Annotated in this window: 13 protein-coding genes; 9 read left to right on the plus strand and 4 right to left on the minus strand. The window is 67.3% G+C overall.

Going from position 1 to position 22,718, the window contains the following annotated elements; translation table 11 throughout:
• Window positions 1-114: 114 nt before the first annotated feature.
• The 3 genes from RF701_RS13095 to RF701_RS13105 form a co-directional block, all read right to left on the minus strand.
• Entirely contained in the window at window positions 115-1,326 is a 1,212-nt protein-coding gene (locus tag RF701_RS13095; RefSeq protein WP_308815204.1) for a histidine-type phosphatase, read from the minus strand.
• 90 nt (window positions 1,327-1,416) lie between these two features.
• On the minus strand, window positions 1,417-4,239 hold the full coding sequence (locus RF701_RS13100; protein WP_308815205.1) for a TonB-dependent receptor: 2,823 nt from the start codon (window positions 4,237-4,239) through the stop codon (window positions 1,417-1,419).
• A gap of 164 nt (window positions 4,240-4,403) precedes the next feature.
• Entirely contained in the window at window positions 4,404-4,922 is a 519-nt protein-coding gene (locus RF701_RS13105) for a septal ring lytic transglycosylase RlpA family protein (protein WP_308815206.1), read from the minus strand.
• Window positions 4,923-5,111: 189 nt separating this feature from the next.
• On the opposite strand from RF701_RS13105, the gene RF701_RS13110 reads away from it, so the two are divergent.
• Entirely contained in the window at window positions 5,112-6,446 is a 1,335-nt protein-coding gene (locus tag RF701_RS13110) for an MFS transporter (protein WP_308815207.1), read from the plus strand.
• A 117-nt stretch (window positions 6,447-6,563) separates the two neighbouring features.
• Here the strand turns inward: RF701_RS13110 and RF701_RS13115 are convergent, their stop codons facing one another.
• A complete protein-coding gene (locus tag RF701_RS13115; protein ID WP_308815208.1) occupies window positions 6,564-8,840 on the minus strand; it encodes a glycoside hydrolase family 3 N-terminal domain-containing protein in 2,277 nt (758 codons plus the stop codon).
• 174 nt (window positions 8,841-9,014) lie between these two features.
• Here RF701_RS13115 and RF701_RS13120 point away from each other — a divergent pair, with 174 nt between their 5' ends.
• The 8 genes from RF701_RS13120 to RF701_RS13155 all read left to right on the plus strand — a co-directional run bounded on the left by RF701_RS13120 (window position 9,015) and on the right by RF701_RS13155 (window position 22,661).
• A complete protein-coding gene (locus RF701_RS13120) occupies window positions 9,015-10,022 on the plus strand; it encodes a LacI family DNA-binding transcriptional regulator (RefSeq protein ID WP_210357136.1) in 1,008 nt (335 codons plus the stop codon).
• Window positions 10,019-11,446, plus strand: coding sequence for a glucoamylase family protein (locus tag RF701_RS13125; RefSeq protein WP_308815209.1), 1,428 nt, complete (start codon window positions 10,019-10,021; stop codon window positions 11,444-11,446). The genes RF701_RS13120 and RF701_RS13125 overlap by 4 nt, the downstream gene beginning before the upstream one ends.
• A 46-nt stretch (window positions 11,447-11,492) precedes the next feature.
• The gene (locus RF701_RS13130) at window positions 11,493-13,025 is read left to right on the plus strand and encodes a tryptophan 7-halogenase (protein WP_308815210.1); all 1,533 of its coding nucleotides are present in this window, start codon (window positions 11,493-11,495) and stop codon (window positions 13,023-13,025) included.
• Between the two features lie 190 nt (window positions 13,026-13,215).
• Complete coding sequence (locus tag RF701_RS13135; RefSeq protein WP_308815211.1) at window positions 13,216-16,242, plus strand: TonB-dependent receptor domain-containing protein; 3,027 nt, start codon at window positions 13,216-13,218, stop codon at window positions 16,240-16,242.
• A 109-nt stretch (window positions 16,243-16,351) separates the two neighbouring features.
• A complete protein-coding gene (locus RF701_RS13140) occupies window positions 16,352-17,032 on the plus strand; it encodes a DUF6445 family protein (RefSeq protein ID WP_210357133.1) in 681 nt (226 codons plus the stop codon).
• Window positions 17,029-18,825 carry a family 43 glycosylhydrolase gene (locus tag RF701_RS13145; protein WP_308815212.1) on the plus strand — a complete coding sequence of 599 codons (1,797 nt, stop codon included), beginning with the start codon at window positions 17,029-17,031 and terminating at the stop codon, window positions 18,823-18,825. The genes RF701_RS13140 and RF701_RS13145 overlap by 4 nt, the downstream gene beginning before the upstream one ends.
• Window positions 18,826-18,895: 70 nt before the next feature.
• Window positions 18,896-19,573 (plus strand): DUF6445 family protein, encoded by a 678-nt coding sequence (locus RF701_RS13150; RefSeq protein ID WP_210357131.1) that lies wholly within the window; start codon window positions 18,896-18,898, stop codon window positions 19,571-19,573.
• A gap of 169 nt (window positions 19,574-19,742) precedes the next feature.
• Window positions 19,743-22,661: a TonB-dependent receptor gene (locus RF701_RS13155; protein ID WP_308815213.1), complete on the plus strand. Its 2,919-nt coding sequence runs from the start codon at window positions 19,743-19,745 to the stop codon at window positions 22,659-22,661.
• The last annotated feature ends 57 nt before the right edge of the window (window positions 22,662-22,718 follow it).

Raw genomic sequence — 22,718 nt, forward strand, 5'->3', positions numbered from 1 at the left:
CTTCGTGTGGAGGGGGCCGCAGCAAAACTATGTTACGATCGATTGGGTCCGCGCCGGAGCGATGTGGATCAAATAATTGTATACGCCTCCGTCATGAAAATCCACTGGCACGCCTCAGCCGGCGGCGGTGCGCATCATCAGCAAGGTCGCGAACCGATCCAGCGGACAGGTCGCGGAGCAGCCAGGTACGCGCAGCACGACGTCGTCGATGCCGGACTGGAGGTAACGCAGTGCCATTATCGGCTGGACGCGATAGCTGGTGCGCACGAACCGCGCGCCGGTGGCGGGATCGCGCAGCAGCGTCAGCACCAGGGCGCCGTCCGGCGGTACGTCGCCCGTCGCGTAATCGCGCGACGAGAGGTCGACGTGCAACGCCGCGGCCAAGGCAGTGACGTTGGTGTCGTGGCCGACGAACAGGTCGAGCCGCCGGTCCCCATGCGCCTCCAGCGCCGCCAGCATCGCACGGGTCAGCGGGCCAGCCTGTTTGGCGACCATATAGGGCGCACGCGTGAAGACATCGAAGAGCGCCGCATGCAACGCGCCAAGCCGCTTGAGTGCGGCCGCGTCGACGCGGCCCCAGCCTACCTGCGCCGCGGGCATGCCCTGCACATATTGCAGCAGCAGGACCTGCGCGATGCCCGATGCGCGGCGGATGGGGCCGGTCAGCACGATGCTTCGGCCATCCGCGCTCGCACGCACCGACGCCGCGTCGCGGGGCGTGCAGGCGACGCGCTGCGGACAGTCGAGCACGCGGTCGAGTGCGTCGAGCTCCGCCCGGTGTCGCCGCGTCAGCGCGTCCAAGCCGCCAGTGTGGAGATCGATCGATGCCATGGCGGCCGCGGCGTCGAAGCGGGCGTTACGATCGCGGAGAGGCTCGAACAGCGGGTCGACGGTACCGGCCGCCTGGTGATCCACCGTCAGGCCGCAGCCGGGGGCGAAGCCCCGCGCGAAGGCGTTTGCGCTGTCGATCGTGCGCTGGCTGACGTTGCTGTGGATGCGCACGGTCGTCGGGGCCGGGCACCGGCCCGGGGTGAACAGGCCGCTGCGGTCCAGCCAGGCCCGGTCGTCCGCTCCGCGCAGCTCCAGCGCCGCGAGACCGTGCGGCGTCATCTGCTCCGCCGCGACCGGCCAGCGTGGCCAGGGCGCGCCGGTGTGCGTGTCGGCCGGAACCTCGCCATCGATCGGCGCGCGCACGCCGTGCCGCATCACCATCACGACGCGCTCCAGCAGCAGCCGGTGCGGCGTCGTCTGCGGAGCGGCTGGAACCGTCGTCGTGGGCCGGGACGGGGCGGCTTGCGTCAGCGCGGCGAGCAGCAGGAGGAACATCGTCGACAGGGCTCCGGAAAGCAGGGAAAACGGCAAGGCGGACAGGGCGCTGGCGCACCCCGTCCGCCCCTATACCTTATTACGCCTGCGTTACATCTTCATGGTCAGGCTGAACTGGAAGACGCTGCCGGTCTTCAGGAAGCCTCCGTTGCGGTCGTTGGCGATATAGCGTTGCGATTGGCCGACGGTGCTCCACAGCGCATGCTGGTCGAGCAGGTTACGCGCGGACAGGCCGATCTCCAGCGTGTCGGTCGCCTCGAAGGCGAGGCCGGCATTCAGCTCGCCGACCGGCTGGATGTAGATGTCGGGCTGGCTGTCCTGCACCGTCGCCAGGATGCGGCTGGTCCAATTGTACCACAGGTTGGCGCGCATTGGCCCGGTCGCATAGAATAGTTCGGCGTTGTAGACGAGGTCAGGCGCTTGGGGCAGCTGTGTGGTACGTATGTCGGTCGCCGCGATCGTATAGGTCGCCCGGGTCCGCTGCCAGGTAACATTGCCGCCGACGCCGAATCCTCCGAGCATGCGCGACGCGACGAGATCGCCGATCGTGTAGCGGCCCGATACCTCGATCCCCGTGGCGTTGCCACGACCACCGTTGGCGGGGCGGATGTAGACGATGCCGTCCAACGTCTCGCCGACCGATCGCGTGCCGGTCGGCACCAGCACGTTGCGCAGATCCTTGTGATAGGCCGCGACCTGCAGGTAGCGGCCGACGCCCGCATAATAATCGAAGCCGAGGTCGTAGCTCCATGCCTCGACGGGTTTCAAATTCGGATTGGGCTGGGTGATCGACAGGATCGCGTTGGTCGCCGCGTCGCGCGAAATCTGCGTCGGGCCGGCAAGCTGGTCAAAGGCGGGCCGGGCGTAGCTGGATCGGATCGCGCCGCGCACGACGAGCGCGTCGGTCGGACGCCATGTCGCAAGCAGACTGGGATCGACGTGGTGATAGGCGCGGCCCGCGTCGACGAACCGCGCCCCGTCCGCGTCGGACAGGAAGTAGCGCGCGGCGAAGCGGTTGTCCTCATAGCGGATGCCCGCCACCAGTTCGAACGTGCCATAGCCGAGCGTCGCGGTGGCGTAGAGCGCCTTGCGCGTCTCCGTGCCGTCGAGCAGGCCCTGGCTGATCAGCGTCGGCGAGACCTTGGTCAGGTCGACATACTGGCTGACCTGCGCATCGAGCTGGCTCCTCGACAGAACCTTGATCGGGCGCTGCGGATAATAGTCCAGGAAATCGGTCAGCACCTTGCCGAAATACTGGTTGATCGTCGGCCCCTGGACCGTGCCCGCCTGCAGCGGCGTCAGGAACCGGTAGCGGGTCGAATCCGGGGCAAGGCTGCGGCCGGTGCGATGCGAATCCTCGTACAGGCCGCCGACACCGATGCCGCGCACCAGCCCCTCGCCGCTCCAGCCGATGCTTCCGCGCAGTGTCTTCTTCGTCTCGGCGAGATAGTCATAGCCCTGCTGGATGTAGAGTTGCGTCGGCCGGTCGAGCGAGCCGACATAGGCCGCGGCGGCGCTCGAGAGAACCGGTCGTGGCGAGCGGGGGTCGGACAGGTCGACGGTCAGCCCTTCCGTTGCGGCGCCGGTGTTGCCGGTGGCGCCGTTATAGGCGATGCCGCGGAACGCCGCCTCGATGCGTTTGGGCTGGTTGAAGTGACCGTCCGCATAGGCGCCCTCCAGCGCCGCGGTGAAGCCGTTCCAACGCGCCTTGCCGCCCACCTGCGCGGAGAAGAGGCCCTGATCGACATCCTCGGTGCGGAAATAGCTGGCCGGATTGATGCCGTACGGCGTGTATACGCCCGCCGCATTATACGTGGTGGTGGTGCTGCCGTTGCTCAGCGTCCGCCGCGGATTGGGGTTGGTTTGGCCCGCGGTCAGTTCGTTGCGCAGGCCGGTCTGGTTCATCGTATTGGTGTCGAGATAGGTCGCGTAGTTGACGCGCGCATAGAGGTCGACCGGTTCCGTCCGCATGTCGAACGACCCGCTCGCTCCGTAGCGGCGAATGCGGTTGTTGTAGAAATTCCACTGCACGCCATCCGCAGAAAGGGCGTTGCCGTTGGCGCGCGCGGTGCCGACGTTGAAAGCGGTCGTCTTGTAGTCGTTCTGGACCGCGGTCGATTCGGCGGCGTTGCTGCGCTCCTCGAAATAGCCGGCGAGATAGACGCCGAACTGGTTCGATGATCCGAAACGCTGCGCGCTGTCGATACCGACCATGCCGCCCCAGCCGCCCTGCTTGCGATCGATCGCCAGCTGCGCCCCTTGCGCGACGGTGCGCGCGCGTACGAAGCCGGTCGAGAAATCGAAGGCGGTCGGCGTGCGCAAGTCGATGTTGCCCGCGATCGAGTCGGCATCCTTGTCCGCACCCGGCGTCTTGTCGGCGACGATGGCACCGATCGCAAAAGGGGAGAAGAGGTTCAGCGAGATCGCGCGATTGCTGCCCGACGTCTGCGGCAGGCGGATGCCGTCCAGCGTATAGCTGTTGTAGCTGGCGTCGAACCCGCGGATCGTGGCGTATTGCGTCTCGCCGGTGGCGCTCTGGTTGCGACCCTGATCGCGGGAGACGGAAACGCCGGGCAGGCGGCGGGCGAGATCGGTGACGTTGGTCTGCGAATTGATCGCGACGTCGCCCGTGGTGACGATGTCGATCGTGGCGGTCGCGGCCTTTTCCTCTGCGACGGCGCTGCGGTCGCGCCGGCCGTTGACGACGATGTCGGCGGTGATCGCCTCGCTGACGCTTTTCTCCCGAGCCTCTTCGACGCGTTCGGCAGGCGATTGCACGGTTTCCTGCTGGGCCAGCGCGGTGGCGGGCAATCCGGCCAGCGTCAGCGCGAGAAGCGAGGCGCAGGTGCGGTGGGCCGCGGATGCGCGGCCGGAACGCCGCAGGCAGGCCCGCGACGGAAGCGTCGAGTTCATGATGTCCCCCAAGGAAGCAAGCGATGCGGTCTCTGCCGCTGGCGATGCCCGCTAGGTCCGGATTGAGACGATCACGTTACGTTCGTATAACAAATAAATTTAATGCTTGGGCCTCGGCGTGGTGCGGCTGCCGTTTTCCGTCGGGCCGGCAGACGGGGCGTGGGCTATCCGGCAGCCAGCCGCGCACGAAGGGCGCGCACCGTGGATTGCGGCAGGGGCGGGAGCGGGGCGGCTGGCTTGCCCTGCCGAAGGCGTTCCCGATCGCGTTCGGCAGGGTCGACGATGCGCACCCTGACAGGTGCATGTCCGCTTCCGATCCCGAGCAGCGCTGCCGCGCCGCGAGACAGGTCAATGATCTGCGCATCGCCACCCGCGAAGGGGCCGCGATCATTGACGCGCACGACGATCCGCGCGCCGCTGTCGAGCGCAGTCACCTCGACATAGGTGGGCAGCGGCAGCGTGCGGTGCGCCGCGGTCGGCCAGCGCGGCCGGAACTTCTCGCCCAGCGCGGTGCGGTTACCCGATTCCCCACCATAGACCGTGGCATAGCCGAGCATGTCATAGGCTGGCCGGGCGGCCGGAACGTAGGTGCGACCGCGCACCGTATAGGGCCGGCCGATCCGGACCGGCGTGTCGCTAACCGGCCGGTAGCCGCCGGCGCAGGCGGAGAGCGCCAGAGCCATCGCGACCCCACCGATTGCGCACCTCATCGGTCGTTCCTGGCGAAGCGGCGGGGCCGGTCTGCGTGCACGGGCTTTCCTTTGATCGAACGCGGCATGCGGTAGCCGGCCGTCACGTGCTGTCAAACCATCGCCCGGCATATGCCGCCTTCTCCCTCGACTTTCGGCGAGCGACCGTCGAAGGACGGCGGCATGGAGCGGGATGACGAGGGATCGGCGCGCGTCGGGCGGCTGCGGCTGGCGGGGTTCGCCGCCGGCGACTTCGCCTTCAACCTCTACTGGCAGAGCGCGATGCTCTACCTGCTGTTCTATTACACCGATGCGCTGGGGCTGAAGGTGGAGACGGCGGCGGCGATCTATCTCGCCGCGTCGATCTGGGACGGCGTGGTCAGCTTCGCGGTCGGCGTGCTCGTCGACCGGCGCGGCGCGGCGGGGGATTACCGGCGCGTGCTGATCTGGGGAGCGGTGCCGCTCGGCCTGGCGTTCTGCGCCGCCTATCTGCCGCTGCACGGCACGGGTGGCATGGCGGCGATCGGCATTTTGCTCGGACACCTCGTCTTCCGCACCGCCTATGCGCTGGTGAACATTCCCTATCTCGCCATGTCCGCGCGCGTCAGCCCCCACGCCGGCGATCGCGCCTTCGTGGCAGGGCTGCGCATGCTGGCCGGCACGGCGGCGGCGGTCGTCGTCGCGCTCGGCACGGTGCCGCTCGGCGGCATGATCATGGGCGTGAAGGGCGGTCCGAAGGCATTCCTGGGCGCGGCCCTGCTCTTCGCCGCCATAGCGAGCGTGATCCTGATCCTGGTCGGCCGAACGTTCCGCGATGCGCTGGCGCGCGATGATGCCCCGCCGCCGCCCAGAGTGCCGCTCGGCCGCGCGCTTCGTGCGGTGGTGCGCAACCGGGCCTTCACCACCCTGGTCGCGGCGATGATGGCGATGATCGTCGCGACCAGCGTGCTCAACAAGTCGGTGCTCTATTATTTCAAATATGTCTTCGGCGATCAGGCCGCGGGACAGCTCGCGCTTGGCGCGATGATGGCGGTCAGCGCGGCGGCTGTGCCGGTATGGATGGCGATCGCGCGGGCCATCGGCGTGCGGCGCGTGTGGTTTGCGGCGATCCTGGTAAGCAGCCTGGGGCTGTCCCTGTTCGCGCTCGGTGACCTGCCGCGCGCGGGCGCGATGCAGCTGTTCCTGGTCGGTATGCAGGCGGCGACCGTCGGATTGCACTTCGCCTTCTGGGCGTTGCTGCCCGAGGTGATCGACCACGGCGAGCGGACCGGCGGCGTGCGGACCGAGGGCATCGTGTTCGGTCTCGCCGCGCTGCTGCAGCGGATCGCGATCGGCCTGGCGACGCTGCTGATCGGCGTTTCGTTCGGCGAGGCAGGCTATGTCGCCAATGTCGTGCAGACGCCGGCGACCCTGGCCGCGATGCGGATGACGATCGCCCTGGTACCGCTGGCGGGATTCGTCGTGTCGGGGCTTCTGATGGCGCTCGCGCCCGCAGCATCGCGGCGGCGCGCCGCATAGCCCGATCCCGCCGGGAGCGGGGGAGGGGATCCACGCCCCCGCGCATTGATGCGCGGTCGGGCGTGATGGCAGCGCGATGCCCCCCCCTCGCCACGTCGCGGGAGGGGGGCGACGCGTTTACCGCAGCAGGTCGAACGTGCCGTGCGCGCCCGGTGCCTGCGCGGATGGGGCGATCCATACGTCGAACGTTCCCGGCTCCACCGTCGGTTGCAGGTCCTTCCCCAGGAATTCCAGCTGCTGCCGCGTCAGCGTGAAGGTCACCCGCTCGCTCTTGCCCGGCGCAAGCGCCACCTTGCGGAACGCCTTCATCTCGCGGACCGGTCGCGTGATGCTCGCGACGCGGTCGCGGATATAGAGCTGCACCAGCTCCTCGCACGCTCTCGTGCCGGTGTTGGTGACCGTCGCCGCCACCTCGATGCGTCCGTCCCACGGCAAGGTGGCCGGCACGCTGGCGGCGTCGTAGCTGACCTTGCCATAGGTCAGGCCATGGCCGAACGGATAGAGGGCCGCGTTGGGCGCGGTGCGCCACTGCGCCTTGTACGGCTCGCGCGGGCCGTCGGGCGCGGGGCGGCCGGTCGCCTTGTGCGCGTAATAATAGGGCTCCTGCCCGCTTTCATGCGGGAAGCTGAGAGGCAGGCGGCCGGACGGTCCGACCTTGCCGAACAGCACGTCGGCAATGGCATGGCCGGTCTCCGATCCCAGGAACCAAGTGACGAGGATCGCGGGCGCGTCCTTCACCGCCCCTTCCAGGGCCAGGCCACGGCCGTTCTTGAGCAGCACGACGATCGGCTTGCCGGTCTTCGCCACCGCCTCCGCCAGGGCCATCTGCGGCGCGGGCACGGTGATCGAGGTGCGCGACTGCGCCTCGCCCGACATGGTCTCGCTCTCGCCGATCGCCAGCACGACGACGTCCGCCGCCTGCGCCGCCGCGACCGCCGCCTCGATCCCGCCGGCGAGCGGCGCCTCGACGCCCGACCCCGCCGTGACGGTGATGCTGGTGGCGCCCGCCGCGCGGAGACCGGTGGCGAGGTCGATCGCCTGGTTGTTGTCGCCATAGACGACCCAGGGGCCATTGAGATCGTGCTGGCCGCTGGCGAAGGGGCCGATCAGCGCGAGCTTGCGGCCCTTGTCGAGCGGCAGCAGGTCGCCGTCGTTCTTCAGCAGCACCATCGCCTTCTGCGCCGCCTCGCGCGACAGGGCGATCGCCGCCTTGGTCCGCGAGCGCGTCGCCTCGCGCTTCTTGTCGATGCGGCGGAAGGGATCGTCGAACAGGCCGAGCATCTGCTTGACCGCGAGCACGCGCCGCACCGACCGGTCCAGCGCGTCCTGCGGTACCGCACCCTCACGCACCAGACTGGGGAGGTAGAGCGCGTAAAGGTTCGACTGCATGCTCATGTCGACGCCGGCGAGGAAGGCGATGCGTGCCGCGTCCTTGCCGTCCTTGGCGAAGCCCGCGGCGATCATCTCCTCGTCGCCGGTATAGTCGGAGACGATGATGCCGGGGAACTTCCACTCGTCGCGCAGCACCTGCTTCATCAGCCACGGATTGCCCGTGGAGGGGATGCCGTCGATCTCGTTGAACGAGGCCATGCCGCTCATCGCGCCCGCATCGAAACCGGCCTTATAGGGCGGCAGATACACCTCGCGCAGCGTCCGCTCGGACAGGTCGACGATGTTATAGTCGAGGCCGCTTTCCGCCGCGCCATAGGCGGCGAAATGCTTGACGCAGGCCATCACCGCATCGTCTGCCGCCAGGCTATTGCCCTGGAAGCCCTTCACCCGCGCGGCGGCGAACATGTTGCCGAGCAGCACGTCCTCGCCCGCGCCCTCCATCGTGCGGCCCCAGCGCTGGTCGCGCGCGATGTCGACCATCGGGAAGAAGGTCCAGTCGATACCCGCGCCGGCCGCCTCGAACGCGGCCATGCGCGCGGTGCGCATCGCCAGATCGGGCTCGAAGCTGGCGGCTTCCGCGACGGGGACCGGGAAGATGGTGCGGTGGCCGTGAATGACGTCTGCGGCGAAGATCAGCGGGATCTTGAGCCGCGAATCGCGCATCACCGCGGCCTGCATCCGCCGCGCCATCTCCGCGCCGTTGCCGTTGAAAACGCCGGTCAATTTGCCCGCGACCGCATCGGCGATCTGGCCCTCGAAGCTCGGACCGGTCGACGGCGGGTTGAGCGCGGTGGCGATGCCGCCACCCCAGGCCGCGGCATTGAGTTGCAACTGGCCGGCCTTCTCCTCCAGCGTCATCGTCGCCAGGATCGCCTCGACCCGCTTGGACAGCGCGGCGCCGTCCGCCTGCGCCAGCAGCGCACGCGCCGGGCTGGACGCCCAGGCGACCACCGCGCCCGCGCCGAGCAGCGCCGCGCGCCGCGAGATGGTGATGTCGGTCATGCCTTGCGAAACTCCCCTCACATGCGCCGAACGCTCGAACTTTCCCGCCGCGGCGGCCATTCAGCTTTTCGCGTTGACGCTTTCCTGTAACCGGTTACACAGGCTGGGAGGCTCGCACAAGATGCGATGGGTCGGGTATAGCGCCCGGGCGAACATTTGAGGAGGGGGCGAGTCTTGGGTCAGGCATCCGCCACGATACGCGACGTGGCGCGCGAGGCTTCGGTATCGGTTGCGTCGGTATCGCGCGCGCTCAACGGGCATAGCAGCGTCCATCCGGAAACCCGCGCGCGCGTCGTCGCCGCGGCGGAGGCGCTGGGGTACGTGCCGCACGCGGGCGCACGCAGCCTGTCCCTGGCGCGCAGCCATGCGATCGGGGTGATCCTGCCCGACCTTCACGGTGAGTTCTTTTCCGAAATCGTGCGCGGCATGGACCGCGAGGTGAACGCGCGCGGCTATCATCTGCTGCTGTCGAACATGCATGCCGACGCGTCGCTGGCGGCGCAGGCGATGCGGTCGATGCGCGGGCGGGTAGACGGGTTGATCGTCATGGCGCCGCAACTGGATGCGGCCGGCCTCGATGCCGCCTTGCCGAAGGGCGTGCCGGCGGTGCTGGTCAATTCGCATGACGGGATCGGCCGCGCCTCGTTCCGCATCGACAATGGCGCGGGCATCATCGCCAGTGTCGCGCACCTTGCCGCCCTGGGGCGCCGCCGGATCGTGCATGTCGCGGGACCAGCCGGCAACATCGACGCGCGCGAACGGAGCGAGGCCTATCATGCCGCCATGGCGGCGCATGCTCCCGGTATCGCCCCGATCGTCATCGAGGGCGACTTTCATGAACAGTCGGGTGCCGACGCCGTTGCGATGCTGCGCAGCATGGATGCAACATATGATGCGATCGTCGCGGCGAACGACATGATGGCGCTCGGCGTCCTGCGGGGGCTTCGCGAAGCCGGCATGGACGTGCCGGGCACGGTCGCGGTGACCGGTTTCGACGACATTCCGCTGGCCCGCTACCTGGGTCTCACCACCGTCCGCGTTCCACTGGCGGAGATCGGCGCGCGTGCCGTCGGCCGACTGGTCGATGCCCTCGACGGAGGCGACCTGTCTCCCGATACGCTCACCGTGGCGACGGAACTCGTCGTGCGCGGTACCACCGCTCTTTCCCCGGGTACTCCATGATCTTTATCTCGAAGCCGCTCGATCGTCGGACCCTGTTGGCACGGACGCCCCTGGCCGCCGTCGCGGCGAGCCAGTCGCTGCCCACGCTCGCGGCGGGCCGACCCGCGCTACCCGGATGGTTCGACGATCTGGAGCATCGCACGTTCCGCTATTTCTGGGATCTCGCCAACCGCAAGAACGGCCTGGTCCCCGATCGCTGGCCGACGCCGTCCTTCGCCAGCATCGCCGCGGTCGGTTTCGCCCTGACCGCCTATCCGATCGGCGTCGCGCGCGGCTGGATACGGCGCGAGGAAGCGCGCGATCTGACGCTGACGACGCTGCGCTTCTTCGATACCGCGCCGCAGGGCGACGCGCCGGCCGGGATGAGCGGGCACAAGGGGTTCTTCTACCATTTCCTCGACATGGAAACCGGCAAGCGCTTTCGCGATACCGAGCTTTCCAGCATCGACACGACCCTGCTCTTTCTGGGCATCCTGTTCGCCGGGGCCTGGTACGACCGTGCCGATCCGGCGGAGACGGAAATCCGCACGCTCGCGCAGCGCATCACCGATCGCGCCGACTGGCCATGGTTCACCAACGCGCGTGGCAGCGTGTCGATGGGCTGGCATCCGGGCCAGGGCTTCATCGAGCGGTCGTGGGAAGGGTATAACGAGGGGATGATGGTCTATATCGTCGGCCTCGGGAGTCGCGGCAGATCGCTCCATGACGGGGCATGGAATGCCTGGGCGAAGACCTATCCGGAATTCTGGCGTGGGCAGGGCGCGACGCGGCACCTCGCCTTCGCGCCGCTGTTCGGGCACCAGTACAGCCAGATGTGGATCGACTTTCGCGGCATCCGCGATGCCACTATGCGGCAGGCTGGCCTCGATTATTTCGAGAACAGCCGCCGCGCGACCTATGCCAACCGCGCCTATTGTATCGCCAACCCGATGGGCTGGCGCGGCTATTCCGGCAATATCTGGGGCCTGACCGCCTGCGACGGACCGGGCAATTTCGAGCTGCCGTACCGGGGCGGCAGCGCCACCTTCTATGGCTATTCGGCGCGCGGGCCGCTCGGCCAGCCCGACGGGCGCGACGATGGCACGCTGGCGCCGACCGCCGCGCTCGGCAGCCTCGCCTTCGCGCCGGAGATCGCGGTGCCGGCGGGCAATGCGCTGCGTCGCTGGCCGGGGCTGTACGGCAAATACGGATTCCTCGACAGCTTCAACCCTTCGTTCCGCTACGCTTCCGCCAAACTGGAGACGGGGTCGGTCGACCCGGCCGCCGGCTGGGTGGCGCGCGATTACCTCGGCATCGACCAGGGCGCGATCACGGGCGCTATCGCCAATGCGCGCGACGAGGGCGTGTGGCGGGTCATGCGTCGATCGCCGACGATCCGGCGCGGGCTGCAGCGCGCGGGGTTCGCCGGCGGGTGGCTGGGATGACGATGACCTTCCGGCGCGACGTGGTGGACGATCGGAGCGTCCCGGCATGACCGCCTCCCACCCGAATCCGCCGATCAAGACCATCACCATCGTCGGCGGTGGCACGGCCGGCTGGATGACGGCCGCGCTGCTCTCGCGCCTGTTCCTCGGCGCCTATCAGATACGGCTGATCGAGTCGGAGGAGATCGGCACGATCGGCGTAGGCGAGGCGACGATCCCCGCGATCCGCTCCTACAACGGCCTTGCGGGCATCGACGAGTTCGAGATGGTCCGCGCGACGCAGGCGACGTTCAAGCTCGGCATCGAATTCCGCAACTGGCGCGCACCCGGTCACAGCTACATCCACGGCTTCGGCAAGATCGGCCAGGACCTCTACTGGCTGCACTGCCATCAGTTCTGGCTCAAGGAACAGGCGGCGGGACGCGCCAAGCACCTCGACTATTATGCCCTCAACACGCTGGCGGCGCGCATGAACCGCTTCGCCATGCCCGATCCGTCGAATCCGTATTCGCCGGTGGCCGACCTCGACTATGCCTATCATTTCGATGCGTCGCTGTTCGCCCGCTTCCTGCGAGCCCGCGCGGAACAGGCGGGTGTTTTACGGATCGAGGGGCGGATCGTCGCTGCCAACCGGCGCGGGCAGGACGGCTTCCTGGATCATGTCGTGCTCGCCGACGGCCGCACGGTCGACGGCGATTTGTTCGTCGACTGTTCGGGGATGCGCGGCCTGTTGATTGGCGGCGCGATGGGCGTCGGGTACGAGGATTGGGACCGGTGGCTGCTGTGCGACCGCGCGCTGGCCGTGCCGAGTGCGCGCGGAACGGGGCCGCTGACGCCCTATACCCGCTCGACCGCGCACGACGCCGGGTGGCAGTGGCGCATTCCGCTCCAGCATCGTACCGGCAATGGCCATGTCTATGCCAGCCGGTTCGTGTCGGACGAAGCGGCGGCGCAGACGTTGCTCGCGCATCTGGATACGCCCGCGCTGGCCGATCCGCGCCCGGTCCGCTTCCGTCCCGGCAAGCGCCTGCGCGCCTGGGAGAAGAACGTCGTCGCGCTCGGCCTCGCCGGCGGCTTCCTCGAACCGCTCGAATCGACCAGCATCCACCTGATCCAGACGGGTATTCTGCGCCTGGTCGCGCTGTTCCCGGGGCAAGGCTTCAATGCCGCCGATATCGCCGAATACAATCGCCAGACCGACTTCGAATATCGGGACGTCCGCGACTTCATCATCGCCCATTACAAGGTCACCGATCGCGAGGATTCCGAATTCTGGCGCTATCTGAAGCATATGGATGTGCCAGATAGCCTGGCGGAGCGGCTGGACCTGTTCCGCGCCTCTGCCCGCTTCTTCATGCACGGCAAGGCGGAACTGTTCCGCGAGGAAAGCTGGGTGCAGGTGCTGCTGGGCCAGGGGCTGCAGGCCGCCTACGACCCGATGGTGGACATGATCCCCGACGAGCAGGCGCGCGCGTTCCTCCAGGATGTCGAGGAGGTGATCGCCGACGTCGCGCAGGGACTGCCGACGCACGAGGCGTTCATCGCCCGGCACTGCCTCGCGCCGTCGCCGTCCGCCTGACGGGAATCATCAACAAACTGTGACAGTTCGGCAACAGCCGGGACGATATTGAGCGGGGCTATAGCTAGATTGTTGTAACCGGTTACGCGGGGGAGTAACCGGTTCCATACGCCCTCCGCGATCCGCGGCCGATGCCTGTCGTCGGTCTTCCGGGAGCAAAAAGGGGCTGGTCGACCGAGAGGGGATGAAAATGGCTTCCAAGATTCAGCGCGCGTCCGTCCGTCGCGGCATTTCGGCGGCGGCGCTCGCCGCGGCACTCGTCATCGGCGCGCCGGCATTCGCCCAGGCGACCTCGACGCTGCGCGGCCATATCGAGGGCGCGGCCGCGGGGACGGCCGTCGTCATCACCGATCTGACCACGGGTCAGGTGATCAACAGTCGCACCAATGCGACGGGCGACTATACCATCCCCGGCATCCGTCCGAGCACCTATCGCGTCGACGTGGCTGGCCAGCGGCCGGAGCAGGTCGTCGTTCCCGTCGGCCAGACGATCACGCTCGACATCGGCACGCCGGCCGCCAACGCGGAAGCCGGGACGACAGAGACGACCACCTCCGCCGATGCCGGCACGGGATCGGGCAGCGACATCATCGTCACCGGCCGCCGCACGCAGGAGGTGCGCACCGCCGAAGTCGCGACCAACGTGTCGCAGCAGCAGATCGAGAGCCTGCCGCAGAGCGACCGCAACTTCCTGAACTTCGCCGCGCTCGCGCCAGGCGTCGCGGTGACGCCGGGCCGCGGCAACCGCCAGGTGCAGGCGGGCGGCATCAGCGCCGACAACATCAACGTCTTCGTCGACGGCCTCAGCCTCAAGAACCAGGTCAACCACGGCGGCGTCGCGGGGCAGAACTTCAGCCAGGGCAATCCCTTCCCGCAGCTCGCGGTGCAGGAATTCAAGGTCGATACGCAGAACTACAAGGCGGAATACGAGCAGGCCGGCTCCGCGATCATCACCGCGGTGACCAAGTCGGGCGGCACGTCCTTCCACGGCGACCTGTTCGGCGAATGGCAGCCCAGCTCGTTCTACGGCACCAAATATTTCGATCGTCCCGGCAACGCCAACAATCTTGATGGCTCGCGCGCGCAGGGCAATTACGACCGCAAGCAATATGGCGGCGACCTGGGCGGTCCGATCATCAAGAACGTGCTGCATTTCTACGGCGCGTTCGAGGCGACCGACCAGAAGGCGCCTTCGGCCGCGGTCCTGCTCGGCAACGGCACCTCCGCCGACCCGACGCAGATCGTGCCACAGGCGATCGTGCAGCAGTATAACGGCAGCTATCCGCAGGATTTCCACCAGAAGCTGTATTTCGGCAAGCTGACCGCTTTCGTCAGCAATGCTGATACGGTGAACTTCAGCGGCTTCTTCCGTCGCGAGAGCAATCTCGCCGACTTCGGCGGTACGTCGGTTCCGTCGCACGGCCATCTGCTGCAGTCGAAGATCGACCTGTACCAGCTCGAATGGAACCACCGCGGCGATAATTGGCTGAACGAGGCGACGGTCGCGTACAACACCGTCTTCAACGGCACACCGCGCACCAGCAGCGGGCCGGAGATCGTGCTGGGCAAGCCGGGCGCCGTGGTCGCGTCGCTGGGAACCAACGGCTTCGAGCAGGCCGACAATCAGAAGACATGGACCTTCAAGGACAATGTCACCTTCTACGGCGCGGCGCATGTCGTGAAGGCGGGCGTCAAGGTCACGCTGAACGATCTGTCGCGTGCCGAGGACAATCTCGGCAACGGGTCCTATTTTTTCCAGCCTTCGACGTTCACGACCTTCGACGCCTCGACGCCGCAGCAGGCGGCGGTTTCCGTCGTCCCCGTGCGCCCGGCGATGGCCAAGGATACGCAGATCGGCCTGTTCATCCAGGACGACTGGACCGTCAACGATCACCTGACGATCAACGCCGGCATCCGCTGGGATTACGAGACCAACGCGAAGAACGAGAAGTTCGTCACGCCCGCCGGCATCGTCACCGCGCTGCGCAACTACCAGCCGTGGCAGGCGGCGGGGATCAACCCGAACGACTATATCTCGACCGGCACCAATCGTAAGCCGTATTGGAAGGCGTTCCAGCCGCGTCTGGGCCTGTCGTACGACGTCAACGGCGATCGCGACATCGTGCTCTTCGCGGGTGCCGGTCGCTATTATGACCGCCCGCTGTTCATCGACTCGGGCATCGAGACGATCAAGGCGCTCTACCAGCGGACCATCACGCTCAGCTTCTGCGACGGCCCGGGCCAGCCGAGCTGCGCCTCGGTGCGCGCCGGCAACAACGGTGCCCTGCCGGCGACGACGCTGGCGTGGAATGCCAATTACAAGAACGTCGATGCCCTTCGCGCCGCGGCGACCGCGACCGGCGTGGGCGGCGAGGTATGGCTGCTCAACAACGACACCAAGCTGCCCTATTCGGACCAGTTCAACTTCGGCGTCCGCAAGCGCCTGGGCGCGGTCCAGACCTCGATCACCTTCAGCCACATCCGCAGCCACAACATCTTCAAATATGTGCGCGGCAATCGTCTGCCCAGCGGCCAGTACACCAGCCAGGGCGACCAGTGGATCGAGGATACCTTCCCCGCGCAGGGCATCCTGCCCGGCTATAGCGGCAAGCTGAACATCGGGTCGAATGACGGCAAGGCCTATTACACCGCGATCTACTTCACCGCGGAAAAGCCGTTCGTCACGGGTTCGACCTGGGGCTTCACCTCGACGCTGACGTTGCAGCGTGCCCGGTCGAACGTCGCGCAGGAACTGCAGGGCGACGAATTCTACAACGGTCCGCGCGTCGATGCCTATGGCATCAACTATGTCGCGGGCGTCGAGAAGTGGCGCTTCGTCGGCACCGGCATCGCCCGCGGCCCATGGGACACGAAGCTGTCGGTCACCGGCACGTTCAGCTCGGGCCCGTCGTTCGGCCAGGTCATCTTCCCGACCGTCAAGCCCGAGAACGCCAGTGCCTACGGCAATTTCGGCGGCGTGTTCTGGCCCGACCAGATCGTCGGCTATGCCTCGGTCGATGCGCGCATCTCGAAGACGTTCACCATGCCTTGGGGCCACGACCTCGAAGTCAACTTCGCGGCGTTCAACCTCTTCGATTCGGTCAACCGCACCTATTCGGCCTGGGGTGCCGGATCGGGCGTAAACCCGACCAAGCGCGAGAACGACACGCAGGGCGTGCCGCGCTCGTTCCAGGTCGGCGCGCGCTACAAGTTCTGATGCGTTTTCCGTGCTCCTGCGGACGCAGGAGCCCAGGACCGCAGGCGATGTCCTGTGTGGCTCTGGGTTCCCGCGTTCGCGGGAACACTGGAATTGGAGGGGCGGTAGCATGACCCCCAGCCTCATCCGTGTCGGCCGAAGCGAGAGCCCGGTGGTCGTCGTCGACGATGCCGTTCCCGACGTGGACGCCGTCGTCGATCTGGCCGCCGCGCTGGCGCCGTTCCCCAGCGTCGCGGGCAGCTATTATCCCGGCGTCCGCCGCGTCCTGACCGCCGCCGACGGCGCCGCGCACGACTATGCGACCGCCCTGTTGCGATCCCTCGCGCCGTTCATCGGCGGCGCGTTCGACGTCGATGGCTTCGACTGGATCGAGGGCAGCTTCTCGATCGTGACCGCCGATCCGGCCACGCTGTCGCCCGCGCAGCGCGCGCCGCACTTCGACTCGGCCGATCCCGGCTATCTCGCGGTGCTCCACTATCTGTCGGACACGCCCGGGACCGGCACCGCCTTCTACCGCCAGCGATCGACCGGCATCGAGTGCGTCGACGCCGCCAATCGCGAGACGTTCGTCGCCGCCGCGCGCCGCGACAGCACGGCCCTGAGCGGCTACACCAACGCCAGCAACGCCGCGTTCGAACGGATCGGGGCGGTGGAGGGGCGGCGCAATCGCGTCGTTCTCTACCAGGGGCGCCTGCTTCATTCGGGCATCATCCCCGCCGCCATGCCGCTGAGCGCCGATCCGCGCGTCGGGCGGCTGACCGCCAACCTCTTCATTCAGGCGCATCGATGATCGCAGCCCTCCTTCTCGCCACCGCCGCGCCGGCCGCGCAGCACACCTACGCCAATCCCGTCGACATCGATTACCGCTACAATTTCGAGCAGGTGAACGAGGGCATTTCCTACCGGACGGGCGCCGATCCGGTGATCGTGCCGTTCAAGGGTGCCTATTACCTCTTCCTGACGCTGGCGGACGGTTATTGGCGCTCCACCGACCTCGTGACCTGGCGCTTCGTCACGCCCAGCCGCTGGCCGGCGGAAGGGATCGTCGCCCCCGCCGTCACCTCCGACGGAACGCGGCTGCTCATCATGCCGTCGATGACGACGCAGGGCACGATATACGGCACGTCGGATCCGGAGAGTGGCCGGATCGACTATGTCGTCCGCCGCATGCCGCCGCTGCCCGGCGCGGTGAAGTCGGGTCTGGAGGACACGATCAAGCCGGGGCAGGTTCCGCCTGGTCCATGGGACCCCGACCTGTTCCAGGACGACGACAAGCGCTGGTACCTGTACTGGAATTCTTCGAACGTCTTTCCGATCTACGGCGCGCCGGTGTCGTTCGCCGATGGCCGGATGACCTATGGCAGTCCGCGCAAATCGTTCATCCTGCTCGACCCGACGCGGCACGGCTGGGAACGCTTCGGCCAGGACCATAGCGGCACCCTGCCCGATGGCACGCCGATCACGCCGTTCATGGAAGGCGCGTGGATGACGAAGGTCGGCGGGCGCTACTATCTGCAATATGGCGCGCCCGGCACCGAATATAACGCCTATGCGACCGGTACCTATGTCGGGACGTCGCCGATGGGGCCTTTCACCTACGCCGCGTACAATCCGGTCGGCTACAAGCCCGGCGGCTTCGTCCAGGGGGCAGGCCATGGCAACACGTTCCAGGATCTACACGGCAACTGGTGGAACACCGGAACGCCATGGATCGGCCACAACTGGACGTTCGAGCGGCGGATCGGCCTGTGGCCGACCATGTTCGATGCCGATGGGCAGATGCGGGTCTCCACCCGCTTCGGTGATTTCCCGCAGCGCATGCCGACGACGCGCTTCGCCGATCCCGACTCGCTGTTCACGGGCTGGATGCTGCTGTCCTACCGCAAGGCCGCGACCGCCAGCGCAAGCGTCGCCGGCCATGCGCCGGCAGACGCGACCGACGAGAACCCCCGGAGCTTCTGGCTGTCGCCGTCCAAGGCGGCCGGGACGACGCTGACGATCGACCTGGGCGCCGCGAAGACCGTGCGCGCGGTGCAGGTCAACTTCGCCGATTACAAGGCGGGCCGCTTCGGCGATGCGCCCGACATCTATACCGAATTCCGCCTCGAATCGTCGCGCGACGGACGCGCTTGGCGGCCGCTCGCCCGCACGACGGGACCGCGTCGCGATCGGCCGAACGCCTATTTCGAACTGCCCGCACCCGTCACGGCCCGCTATGTGCGCTACGTCCACGGCCATATCGGCGGCGCCAATCTCGCGATCAGCGACCTCAGGGTGTTCGGCACCGCGGGCGGCGGCGCACCGTCCGCGCCCGAGCTGGTCGGCGCGACGCGCGCCGCCGATACGCGCGACGCGACGATCCGATGGCGGCGCGTACCCGGGGCGGTCGGCTACAACGTCCGCTGGGGCATCCGGCCGGACCGGCTGGCTCTGACGTACCAGGTCTTCGCGGACCGCGTCGCGACCGGCGACGCCGCGACGCTGCCGCTGCGGGCCCTCACGGTTGGGCAGCGTTATTATGTCGCGGTCGAGGCGTTCGACGAGAACGGCGTGTCGCGCTTGAGCAGGGTTCAGGCGATGTGATGCGTCGGCCGGTTACGCCGCTGGAGAAGGGGGGCTTAAAGACTCGACCGACCCCTGCTAACCCGCCGCCATGACGCCCAGGATCACCGTCACCCGCCACGGCGCGGAAGCCCAGCCGGTCGTCGTGTTCGACGATTTCGCCGATGCGGAGGCGCTGCGCGACGACGCCGGTTTCCTGTCGTTCGCGTCGATCGGCGAACATTATCCCGGCGTCCGCGCGCACGTCGCCGCGGCGATGCTGCGCCCGATGCTGGCCACCGTCGCGCCCGTCGCTGCGGACGTATTCGGGCTGCACGACCTGGACGTGGTGGACGCCTTCTACTCGCTGGTCACCACGCCGCCCGCACGCCTCGCGCCGATCCAGCGTTTGCCGCATTTCGACGAGGTGTCGCCGACACGGCTGGCGCTGCTCCACTATCTGTCGCCGGACCAACGGAGCGGTACCGCCTTCTACCGCCAGCGCAGCACGGGCTTCGAGTCTGTCGATGCGGCGCGGCTCGCCGGCTATCGCGCCGCGCTGCAGGCCGACCTGGCGCAGCATGGCCTGCCCGATCCGGCGTACATCGCGGGCGACACGCCGCTGTTCGAGCAGGTCGCGTGCCACGAAGGCCGGTTTAATCGTGCGATTCTCTATCGGTCCAACACGCTGCATTGCGCGGTCATCCCGCCCGACATGGTGCTGTCCGACGACCCGTTCGACGGCCGGCTGACGGTGAATACCTTCCTCGACGGGCGAACCATTTCGTAACGGTATGTTGCCGGAATATCACGCGCCCCCCGTGGCGCATGAATACGTATGTGGCCATGTTGGCACGAAATCCCCCTTTGTTCACAAGCGCTCGGGTTAGACCGGCCGATCGTCCTCCCATGCCAGGGGGCGAGGGCACGGTATCACTTCAAGGGGGAGGATTCTTCTCGTGGCCCGTTCCGTTTCGTCGTTTTCGCTGCGCAGCCGCTGCGCACTCCGCTCCACCACCGTCGGCCTCGGCAGCCTGTTCCTGGTAACGGGCGGCGCGGCGTTCGCGCAGGAAACCCCGAACCCGCAGTCGCCCAACGCCAACCCGCCGGCGGCCGCGACGGTCCAGGCGCCGGCTCCGGCCGCGGAACCGACCCCGAACCAGAATGCCGAGCAGGCGCAGACCCAGTCGAACGCCGTCCAGGACGAAGGCGGCCAGGACATCGTCGTCACCGGCATCCGCGCCAGCCTCGCCAGCTCTGCCAAGATCAAGCGCGACTCCGCGCTGATCGTCGACAGCGTCTCGGCCGAGGACGTTGGCAAGCTGCCCGACGTGTCGATTGCCGACAGCCTCGCGCGTCTTCCCGGCGTCACCGCGCAGCGCCTGGAAGGGCGCGACCAGCGCCTGTCGATCCGCGGCCTCGGCCCCGACTTCTCGACCACGCTGCTGAACGGCCGCGAGCAGGTGACCGTCGGTGACAACCGCGGCGTCGAATACGATCAGTATCCGTCGGAATTCTTCCGCAACGTCAACGTCTACAAGTCCGCCAATGCGTCGCTGATCGCCGCGGGCATCTCGGGCACCGTCGACCTGCGCATGCTGCGTCCGCTGGACCAGCCCGGCCGCGTGTTCGCGATCAATGCCCGTGGCCAGATGAACGGCATCGACAACCTCAACCCCGACTCGTCGCGCTACGGCTATCGTGCGTCGGCGACCTATGTCGACAAGTTCGCCAACGACACGCTCGGCATCGCGCTCGGCGTCTCGGCGACCCAGACGCCGTCGCAGGACGAGCGCTACAACGCCTGGGGCTATTCGGGCAGCGGCACCGCGGCCGATCCTTATGTGCTCGGCGGCGCCAAGCCCTATGTCCAGTCGAACGAGCTGCGCCGCTACGGTGGCGTCGCGACGATCGAATGGCAGCCGTCGGAGAATTTCCATTCGACGTTCGATGCGCTCTACTCGAAGTTCAAGGAAGAGCAGCACCTGCGCGGCGTCGAATTCCCGCTGGGCTTCTCCGATCCGGTCAAGAGCGGCATCCAGACTACCAACGGGTTTGCGACCGCGACCACCTTCAGCAACGTGTTCGCCGTCATGCGCAACGACTATAATCGTCGCGACGCGGAGAACCTGTCGCTCGGCTGGAACAACGACCTGAAGGTCACCGACCGGATCCACTTCAACGTCGATGCGAGCTGGAGCCGCGCGACCCGCACGGACTTCCTGCTCGAGACCAACGCCGGCACCGGCTATCAGAAGAGCGGGGTTCCCGATCGCGTCACCGTGACGCAGAATGCCAACGGCACGTATCGCATCGTGCCGACGCTCGATTATACCAACACCAACATCTTCAAGCTCACCGACCCGCAGGGTTGGGGCTACAACGGCACGCAGCCCGTGGTTCAGTCGGGCTTCCTCAACCGGCCGAGCTTCAAGGACGATCTGAAGTCGCTGCGTGCGAGCTTCAACGGCGAGATCGACGGCAGCGTGGTGAAGAGCTGGGAAGTCGGCGGCAACTACAGCCGTCGCGAGAAGACCAGCGCCTATTCGTCCTATTTCCTGTGCCCGACCGGCGGCGGCACGGGCTGCACCGTGGCCAGCGGCACGCCGACCAGTGCGCCGGTGCCGACCGCGGCGCTGCTCGGCACCAACGTGCCGCTCGCCTATCTCGGCATCCCCGCGATGCTGACGTGGGACCCGCTCTACGTTTATAACAACGCGCTCAACAAGGCGTTCGACGGTCGTCCGTCCTCGCTGGTCCGCGACAATGTCGTCACCGAGGACGTGTGGACCGGCTATGCGCAGATCAACCTCGACGGCGAGGTCGGCGGCAAGGCCGTCAAGGGTGCGCTGGGCGCACAGGTCGTACGCAGCCAGCAGCGTGGCACCGGACAGATCGCCAGCGTCAACAACGGCGTCGTGACGATCGCGCCGGCGAACCAGAAGGAAACCTACACCAACTTCCTGCCGAGCGCGACCTTCTCGGTCGAGCTGATCCCGAGCGGCTATGTGAAGATGGGTGCGTCGCAGACGATGATCCGGCCGCGTCTCGACCAGGAGCGCGTGACGCAGGACGTGTCGATCAACATCGCCAACATCGGACGCACGCAGCCCGGCCTGTTGTTCCCGGTCTTCTCTTCCAACGGCGGCAACGTCGCGCTGCGGCCCTACCAGTCGACCAACATCGATCTTTCGTTCGAAAAGTACTTTTCGGGCGGCGGCTACGTCGCGGTCGCAACCTACTTCAAGCACCTGACCGACTTCGTCGACCCGAACAACAGCTACGCCTACGACTTCTCGGGCCTGTTGCCGGCGCTGACGTCGGCCCAGCAGGCGCAGGTCATTGCGGCGAACCAGACGATCGGCACCGTCTCGGCGCCCGCGAACACGGGCCGCGGCGAGATCCTGGGCGTCGAGGGCACGATCTCGCTGCCGTTCAAGGCGATCACCGGCGCGCTTGACGGGTTCGGCATCTTCGTGACCGGCGGCTACACCGACTCCACCATCAAATATGCCAACAACCCGACCCCGATCACCCTGCCGGGCCTGTCGGACGTCACGGCGAGCGGCACGCTCTATTTCGAGAAGTGGGGCTTCCAGGCGCGGGCGAACTATCGCTACCGGTCGTCGTTCCTGGCAGAGGTCGCCGGCCTCTCGGCGAGCCCGACGTACCGGACGGCGAAGGACGAGGCGATCCTCGATGCCCAGATCGGCTACGAGTTCCAGAGCGGCTTCCTGAAGGGCTTCTCGATCCTCGCGCAGGGCAAGAACCTGACCGACCGTCCGTTCGTCACCTACCAGAACAACGATCCGCGGCAGGTCATCGATTATCAGCGCTACGGCCGCGATTACTATATCGGCATCAGCTACAAGTTCTGATCAACTTCCTCCCCGCCTCAAGGGCTGTCGCCGCGATCCGGCGGCAGCCCTTTTTGT

The sequence above is a fragment of the Sphingomonas sp. GV3 genome (assembly GCF_031082075.1).
GTDB classification, from domain to species: Bacteria; Pseudomonadota; Alphaproteobacteria; order Sphingomonadales; family Sphingomonadaceae; genus Sphingomonas; species Sphingomonas beigongshangi.

Bases quoted from the DNA above. Each gene is read 5' to 3' on its own strand.
- RF701_RS13110 (WP_308815207.1), top strand. From the start codon at position 5,112: ATGGAGCGGGATGACGAGGGATCGGCGCGCGTCGGGCGGCTGCGGCTG.
- RF701_RS13140 (WP_210357133.1), top strand. From the start codon at position 16,352: ATGACCCCCAGCCTCATCCGTGTCGGCCGAAGCGAGAGCCCGGTGGTC.
- RF701_RS13130 (WP_308815210.1), top strand. From the start codon at position 11,493: ATGACCGCCTCCCACCCGAATCCGCCGATCAAGACCATCACCATCGTC.
- RF701_RS13100 (WP_308815205.1), bottom strand. From the start codon at position 4,239: ATGAACTCGACGCTTCCGTCGCGGGCCTGCCTGCGGCGTTCCGGCCGC.
- RF701_RS13115 (WP_308815208.1), bottom strand. From the start codon at position 8,840: ATGACCGACATCACCATCTCGCGGCGCGCGGCGCTGCTCGGCGCGGGC.
- RF701_RS13135 (WP_308815211.1), top strand. From the start codon at position 13,216: ATGGCTTCCAAGATTCAGCGCGCGTCCGTCCGTCGCGGCATTTCGGCG.
- RF701_RS13105 (WP_308815206.1), bottom strand. From the start codon at position 4,922: ATGGCTCTGGCGCTCTCCGCCTGCGCCGGCGGCTACCGGCCGGTTAGC.
- RF701_RS13095 (WP_308815204.1), bottom strand. From the start codon at position 1,326: ATGTTCCTCCTGCTGCTCGCCGCGCTGACGCAAGCCGCCCCGTCCCGG.
- RF701_RS13150 (WP_210357131.1), top strand. From the start codon at position 18,896: ATGACGCCCAGGATCACCGTCACCCGCCACGGCGCGGAAGCCCAGCCG.
- RF701_RS13125 (WP_308815209.1), top strand. From the start codon at position 10,019: ATGATCTTTATCTCGAAGCCGCTCGATCGTCGGACCCTGTTGGCACGG.
- RF701_RS13145 (WP_308815212.1), top strand. From the start codon at position 17,029: ATGATCGCAGCCCTCCTTCTCGCCACCGCCGCGCCGGCCGCGCAGCAC.